6 protein-coding genes and 3 pseudogenes are annotated in these 6,973 nt (G+C 53.8%); 6 read left to right on the forward strand and 3 right to left on the reverse strand.

Annotation, left to right across the window (positions count from 1 at the left end; all coding sequences use genetic code 11):
• From QZ766_RS03615 to QZ766_RS03625, 3 genes and pseudogenes are all read left to right on the forward strand, one after another.
• Positions 1-239, forward strand: a pseudogene (locus QZ766_RS03615) (chemoreceptor protein); the annotation flags it as partial.
• Between the two features lie 191 nt (positions 240-430).
• On the forward strand, positions 431-1,414 hold the full coding sequence (gene zntB / locus QZ766_RS03620; RefSeq protein ID WP_297197382.1) for a zinc transporter ZntB: 984 nt from the start codon (positions 431-433) through the stop codon (positions 1,412-1,414).
• 318 nt (positions 1,415-1,732) lie between these two features.
• Positions 1,733-1,843, forward strand: a pseudogene (locus QZ766_RS03625) (hypothetical protein); the annotation flags it as partial.
• An 84-nt stretch (positions 1,844-1,927) separates the two neighbouring features.
• On the opposite strand, the gene ttcA reads toward QZ766_RS03625, so the two are convergent.
• The 3 genes and pseudogenes from ttcA to QZ766_RS03640 all read right to left on the reverse strand — a co-directional run bounded on the left by ttcA (position 1,928) and on the right by QZ766_RS03640 (position 4,894).
• The gene (ttcA, locus tag QZ766_RS03630; protein WP_297197388.1) at positions 1,928-2,863 is read right to left on the reverse strand and encodes a tRNA 2-thiocytidine(32) synthetase TtcA; all 936 of its coding nucleotides are present in this window, start codon (positions 2,861-2,863) and stop codon (positions 1,928-1,930) included.
• A 106-nt stretch (positions 2,864-2,969) separates the two neighbouring features.
• Positions 2,970-3,050 (reverse strand): annotated as a pseudogene (locus QZ766_RS03635) (hypothetical protein); the annotation flags it as partial.
• A 368-nt stretch (positions 3,051-3,418) separates the two neighbouring features.
• The gene (locus QZ766_RS03640) at positions 3,419-4,894 is read right to left on the reverse strand and encodes a sulfatase-like hydrolase/transferase (RefSeq protein ID WP_297197391.1); all 1,476 of its coding nucleotides are present in this window, start codon (positions 4,892-4,894) and stop codon (positions 3,419-3,421) included.
• A gap of 361 nt (positions 4,895-5,255) precedes the next feature.
• On the opposite strand from QZ766_RS03640, the gene QZ766_RS03645 reads away from it, so the two are divergent.
• The 3 genes from QZ766_RS03645 to QZ766_RS03655 form a co-directional block, all read left to right on the forward strand.
• Positions 5,256-5,819 carry a DUF1133 family protein gene (locus tag QZ766_RS03645; protein ID WP_297197394.1) on the forward strand — a complete coding sequence of 188 codons (564 nt, stop codon included), beginning with the start codon at positions 5,256-5,258 and terminating at the stop codon, positions 5,817-5,819.
• 197 nt (positions 5,820-6,016) lie between these two features.
• Positions 6,017-6,364 carry a phage holin, lambda family gene (locus tag QZ766_RS03650; RefSeq protein WP_297197397.1) on the forward strand — a complete coding sequence of 116 codons (348 nt, stop codon included), beginning with the start codon at positions 6,017-6,019 and terminating at the stop codon, positions 6,362-6,364.
• A 113-nt stretch (positions 6,365-6,477) separates the two neighbouring features.
• Positions 6,478-6,973: hypothetical protein (locus tag QZ766_RS03655; protein ID WP_297197400.1), on the forward strand; the 496-nt coding region annotated here is incomplete at its 3' end.

Consider the following 6,973-nt stretch of genomic DNA (forward strand, 5'->3'; position numbering starts at 1 on the left):
CCTGCTCGACGCTGCAGCAGGAGAAGGGGATTGCGCAAATTGCGCAGGCGCTGGCCGAACTGGAAAAAGTGACCCAGAGTAACGTGGCGGTCGTCGACGATCTTGCAGGGCCATCTGACAGTCTCAGCCAGCAGGTTATAGCCCTGCAGCAGCGAACCCGCAGCTTCAGGCTGGCGGAGGAAATCACGGCTGCAAGTTCACTAACAATCCCGCAGTCCAGACTCCAACGCGCCGTCTGATCCCCGCGGCAGGCCGTCGCGTGCGGTCTGCGCCATTAACTAACGCTAACGATATTGCCGTTGCCGCAACCCACCTCCTGCCAGATAATCCCGTTTCATTAATAAATTCAGCGCGATGGATAGTCGCCCGGTTGCGTATTGATCCCGGAGGACTAGACTACATTGCACGACTTAACCTTTACGGAGGCCCTGTGGAAGCCATCAAAGGCAGCGAAGTGAATGTACCGGACGCCGTGTTTGCGTGGCTGCTGGACGGGAAAGGCGGCGTAAAGCCACTTCAGAACAGCGACACTATCGACAAAGACAATCCGTGCTGGCTGCATCTCAACTATACCCACGCCGACAGCGCGCGCTGGCTGCAGAACACGCCGCTGCTGCCGAACGTCGTTCGCGATGCGCTGGCCGGGGACAGCATGCGGCCGCGGGTGACGCGGATGGGAGACGGTACGTTAATCACGCTGCGCTGCATTAACGGCAGCACCGACGAGCGTCCCGACCAGCTGGTGGCCATGCGCGTGTACATGGACGAGCGCATGATCGTGTCAACGCGCCAGCGCAAAGTTCTCGCCCTGGATGATATTGTCAAAGATCTGGAAGAGGGCACCGGACCGACGGATAACGGCGGCTGGCTGGTAGACGTGTGCGACGCGCTGACCGATCACGCCAGCGAGTTTATCGAAAAGCTGCACGATAAGGTTATCGATCTGGAAGATAATTTGCTGGATCAGCAGGTGCCCCAGCGCGGGCTGCTGGCGCTGCTGCGCAAGCAGCTGATCGTGATGCGCCGCTACATGGCGCCCCAGCGGGATGTCTATTCGCGCATCGCCAGCGAAAGGCTGCCGTGGATGAACGACGATCAGCGCCGGCGGATGCAGGATATCTCTGACCGCCTCGGGCGCGGGCTTGATGAAATCGACTCCTGCATCGCGCGTACGGACGTGATGGCCGATGAAGTGGCGCAGCTGATGCAGGAGTCGCTGACCCGCCGGAGCTATACCATGTCGCTGATGGCGATGGTGTTCCTGCCCAGTACGTTTCTGACCGGTCTGTTCGGCGTTAACCTCGGTGGCATACCCGGTAACGCCTGGCATTTTGGCTTTTCGCTGTTCTGTATTGGGCTGGTTGTGCTGATAGGCGGTGTTATCTGGTGGTTACATCGCAGTAAATGGTTGTAAAAAATAGGCTTTGCACGAGATATTTCGAATGAAACACGGCATAAGTTGAGCAAAATCAAGAAACCATTTCCCGATTAGTCGCAATATCTCTCCCGCAGGTGAATGCAACGTCAAGCGATGGGCGTTGCGCTCCATATTGTCTTACTTCCTTTTTTGAATTACTGCATAGCACAATTGATTCGTACGACGCCGACTTAACTAAGTCGGCTTTTTTTTGTCCAGCTTCTACCCTTAAGAGAGACGTTTACAGGCTGATACCGTCGGCACCGCCGGCGAAGCGGCAATGAAAATGGCGTAAACACTTGCGTGGAGGCACTAATGACAACATCCATACGACAGATGAGCGATCTTCCGAGCGATCCTGTTCCGGTACCCGATCCGATCCCCCGGCCTCAGCCCATTCCCGACCCGACGCCGGACCCTGACCCACATCCGATAATCGACCCTCCGCCCCATCGCTGAACAGCAGGCGTAAAAAAGCCCTCCGTGGGAGGGCTCATTCTGAATCTGCTATTACTTGATTTCGATAACGTTAAGCCGCTGGGACATCAGGTCACGTTCATCATCCTCAGGCTGCCAGCCGGCGGGCTGCAGCGGGATCTCTTCGCGGTCAAACGCCAGATCGCCACCGTCAACTACTTCCGCGCCGTGCGTCAGGCCTTTAAAATCGAACAATTCGGTATCGCACATGTGTGAAGGCACTACGTTTTGCATGGCGCTGAACATGGTTTCAATGCGTCCCGGATAGCGCTTATCCCAGTCGCGCAGCATATCGCCGATAACCTGGCGCTGCAGGTTCGGCTGTGAGCCGCAGAGGTTGCACGGGATAATAGGGAATTCCCGGGCTTCGGCAAAGCGCTCAATATCCTTCTCGCGGCAGTAGGCCAGCGGGCGGATAACAATATGCTTGCCGTCGTCGCTCATCAGCTTTGGCGGCATGCCTTTCATTTTCCCGCCGTAGAACATGTTCAGAAACAGCGTCTGCAGAATGTCGTCCCGATGGTGCCCCAGCGCAATCTTGGTGGCCCCAAGCTCGGTCGCGGTGCGATAGAGGATACCGCGGCGCAGGCGCGAGCACAGCGAGCAGGTGGTTTTACCTTCCGGGATCTTCTCTTTGACGATGCCGTAAGTGTTTTCCTCGACGATCTTGTACTCAACACCCTGCGCCTCCAGATAGGCAGGCAGGATATGCTCCGGAAAACCGGGCTGCTTCTGATCGAGGTTTACCGCCACCAGGCTGAAATTTACCGGCGCGCTCTGCTGCAGATTGCGCAGGATCTCCAGCATGGTATAGCTGTCTTTGCCGCCGGAAAGGCAAACCATGATCCGGTCGCCTTCTTCAATCATGTTGAAATCGGCAATGGCTTCGCCCACGTTACGACGCAGGCGCTTTTGTAACTTGTTGATATTGTATTGTTCTTTTTTATTAACCTGATGATTTTCTTGCATTATTTACTGTCTCTGACACCGCATTCGTGACGGCAGATGGCCTCGAAGCCCGCATTTGCGGCTGGCAATAATCCGGATTTACGCCCGCCGGCAGGCGCCGACGAGTAAAAGTATGCCGCGTATGGTACGGATTCCGGCGGCGAATACCAGCACGTTTTGAGGCAGGGCGGGACCAAACAGCGGGAAGCGGGCTTTTTAGCCCGCGGTCGAGCAGCCAGATATGCTGAAAATCAGGGTTGTGCTGCGTGTTCCACTGGTGCAGAGGCTGAATCAAAGCCCCCCTGACACGCCATGAGCGAGCAGCTAATTGCGGCGATAAGTGATAACGCAAACCAGATTTTCATTTTAGTTTCCTCATAAATGTAAGTCAGACTGACAGATTCAAACAGTCACTCATTGTGGCAGCTGTAGGCATTTTTGCGACTTTTTCTATGATTTACAGAAACATCTGACGGGATAAACGGCTGCCTGGCGGCATTTGATATACGCAAAGTAATAAAGCACGCGGGATAATGCATTAGCGGGCTTTATGCGAAATGCATAAAGCCCTCCGGGTTACCATCCCCGGGGCGGATCGGATGGCAGCGATGAAAAATCCATCAGCTGCATATTGCCATCCAGCACCCGGGCTTTATTCAGGCATGCCTGCTCAGAGAAATAGTCGCACCCGGCGTTGAGCAGCGGCTCTACCACGCCGATCCACTGGGCGAATATTCTCTGGAAATCGAATCCGCTGCGCAGGGCGGCGATATGTTTTTTCTCGCGGCTGTCGTAATCAATGACGGCAAAGGGCGGCATATAATTCTCTTTCGCCCCGTCGCGGTGCAGCAACTCGCCGGTAGCAGGAGAGTGGGAAAGGCCGTGGTCGCCGAAATAGAGCATCGACCACTTATCTCCCGCGTGGGAAGCCGCCGCGGTAATGTCGGACAGCAGCCGATCGGTATTGCGAATGCTCTGGACATAGCATGAGTGGGGAATATCTTTCAGCTTAATGTCATAGCGATCGTTCACGCGCGTGCAAAAATCCGGGTGTGAACCTACCAGGTGAATAATTACCAGTTTGGGTTTTTTAGCCGCGAGGGACTTCATAATTTCCGGCATCAGCAGCGAATCCGGGGTGTATTTTTTTAGTTCTGCATTGCCGAGCTTGGCAAAATAGGCGCGATCCGCCTGTTTGCCGATAACCGCCAGCGGCGCGTCGTAGTAGCCGTAAAATCCCTGATTTGAGATCCAGCTCGTTTCGAGTCCGGCGGCCTGCGCAAGCCGTATTACCGAATTGTGATACTGCAGTCCCCCGCTGCCGACTCTGAGCAGCGAGTGTGTCAGCGAGGGAACGGTGGAGAACCCGGCTGAAACGTAGTTGTTGAAAAAGGTGCCGGCGGAGCGTGACAGGAAGGGTGTGTCGTCAACCGGTGCGCCGTAAACCTGCATATAGTCACGGCGCACACTTTCATCAATCACCATAATAAAAGTGTGGTAGCGCGGGTTGTTTATTAATCGAGGGCTAAAATCACTTTTTGAAATCTCTCCCTGGGCGATCATTTTGTTGGTCTTGTCGATTGCCGCGAAGGCATCCCACGTTTTTTTAAGCGCGATAAAGGGCGGATATTTCACATCATCGGCAAAGCCGCGCTCGTTATCTTCCAGATAAGGGGGAATAAGAATGCCTGCTGCCGTAATAACAAGCAGGAGCAGGGCGGTTTTATGCCGGATAACCGGCCACCTGCTGCGAAATTTCACCAGAAACAGGCCCAGCACCAGTGTGGCAATACCGATCAGTATCCAGATCAGATGCAGACTTTTAATCGTACTAAATATCTCCTCATTGTTTGCGTACAGCAGCGAGGAAACCATATTGATATTGGGCTTGCCAAAATTTGCTACCACGGGAAAGAGCAGGCAGGCAATGACGGAATAGATAATAACAAGCGCGCTTGCGAGCAGTTTTGAATAGCGGAAAACAATCAGAATAATAAAAAAGTTAGTAATGGCATAGCCGATATTATAATAAACACCAAGGGCAGCATTCACAAGAAAAGCCCATACAATAAGAAGGGCTATGATTGCTTTGTCGTTTTTTTGCATTCCGCGGTTTTCCCAGAAGATACTCATACAGCAAATCAAAGGTGTCGGATTCTATACGGTTTATTTACTAATGAACATATCTGGTACAGGCATTATCAGAATTTACATATCAATAAAGCAGATTAAATTTTCGGTTTGAGATTTTGATTAAAAATCATGCAGCTGCGATGAGAAAACGCGCACATTCCGCGTAATCTTTTTTATCAAAGGCCGTGATGCGGGTAAGCAATAGCGGGACAGATAACATTGATCATTTACCCCTGCGAGTATACTGTATGTATATACAGTAATGTGAGGAGGTAACCTGATGATCTACCCGACCGCGAGCGGGACAATGGACCCGCTGATCCGTCTTAATACCCTTGAAAGCACGCTGGTTCAGGGCCGTTTGAAAATGTGGGGGCGCTGGTCTTATATCGGCGGTGGCCGCCCCGGCAATATCTTCAACCAGCTGCTTTCTTCCCAACCGGGGGATCGTCGCTCTGCCGAAGCAATGTTGCGCCAGCTGCGCGAGGCCGGCGTTGGAAAAGCAGAACTGGCATCCTTCCTGCGGGAAATGTTGGAAAAACGGCAGTCCAGCCCGCTGGCACACTGCACCGATGAAGAGGCGCTTATTGTCGATCGCGTAGTGGGACGGGTACTGGGGCACCAGCAGGCGCTGATTGAGCTTTTACACCAGCGCTACGATGGCAGAGGCAGGAGCAAGCGTGCGCTGGCGCAAACGCTGCACCAGCGTCATCCCGAGTGGAGTTTTCCTACCTGCCGAAACCGTATCGACAGCTGGCTGGCAATGGCCGAAGCCCAGCTGTACGCGCCGCTGTGCGAGGCGTTCGGCCTTGATGCTGACCGGCTCTGCGGCAGCGGCGAATAAATTTATCGAAAAACTATTGTATATTTATCCAGTGTCTGCTTAACTCTCTCTATCCTTCGCAAAGCTGTATCGCGGAGCAACAATCACCTAAACCCGCCGCCGTGCGGGTTTTTTTATTGGTTGCGTGAAGCCCCCGGTTATAAGCGACACTGCGCCATTTGCTTCTGATTATTAACCTCGCGCTAAGGAGGTGAACCATGGGTTATTTTGCCAGCACGCCTCTTTTAGATAACGTTGGCGAGATGCTGCTCGGCTGGTGGCGGGGTGATGTTCCCGTCGGCGGCGTTATTATGGCAGCGGCGATGGCGATATTGCGCATGAGTTATTTTGGCCGCCGCCGGCGGGATATTATTCTGGAGAGTCTGCTATGCGCCGCGCTGGCGCTGAGCGCCTATTCCGCCATTGATTACTTGCATATTCCGAAAATGCTGACGGTGGCCATTGGCGGCCTGATTGGCTTTATCGGCGTCAGGAAGCTGCGGGGGTATTTGTCCCTCTATCTGGATAAACGATTTGGCACCGGGCGCGACCCGGATAATAAATGACACACTGACCAGGAGGTAACAAAAAAATTCACGATCGTTATGAGCATCATCCGGCTCCGCAACTGCGGGGCTTTTTTTATTTCTTTTTTTAGTCCGTCAAAGAGGATATTTCTATGAATCATCATGTACCGCACGCGCCGTTCGGCGATGGCAAACAGTATGCGCTGCCCCACGTATTTGTTAATCCGGACAGCCTGCAGACGTTAATTAATCAGCTGACCGCGGTGTTTGATGGCACCGCGGATCCGATCAGCGACGTTAACCTTGCGCCGGTGCCCAGTGAAATGCACTTTAGCGATGTGTTCACCGCGATTGGCGCCTTTTCGGCCCAGGCCTACAAGGATAGCAAGCCGCCGTATCCGATGGGCCAGGAGAGCGTTGGGGTAGCCGTTAAGGATATGGATGCTGCCGTCAGCAAAGCGCAGGCGCACGGCGTCAAAATCCTGGCCCGCTGGGAGGTCGTGGGCAACCAGGAGGCGATGACCGAATGGGTGGACGGTCTGCGCATTCAGTTCTATGCCTATGCCGGCAGCGCGCCGGAGATGGCCATTCGCGAGTCTGTTTCCAATACTCGCTACATCCTTACCCCCACCGCGGCCCACAGCTTTA

The sequence above is a fragment of the uncultured Pluralibacter sp. genome (assembly GCF_913775985.1).
Classification (GTDB): Bacteria; Pseudomonadota; Gammaproteobacteria; order Enterobacterales; family Enterobacteriaceae; genus Pluralibacter.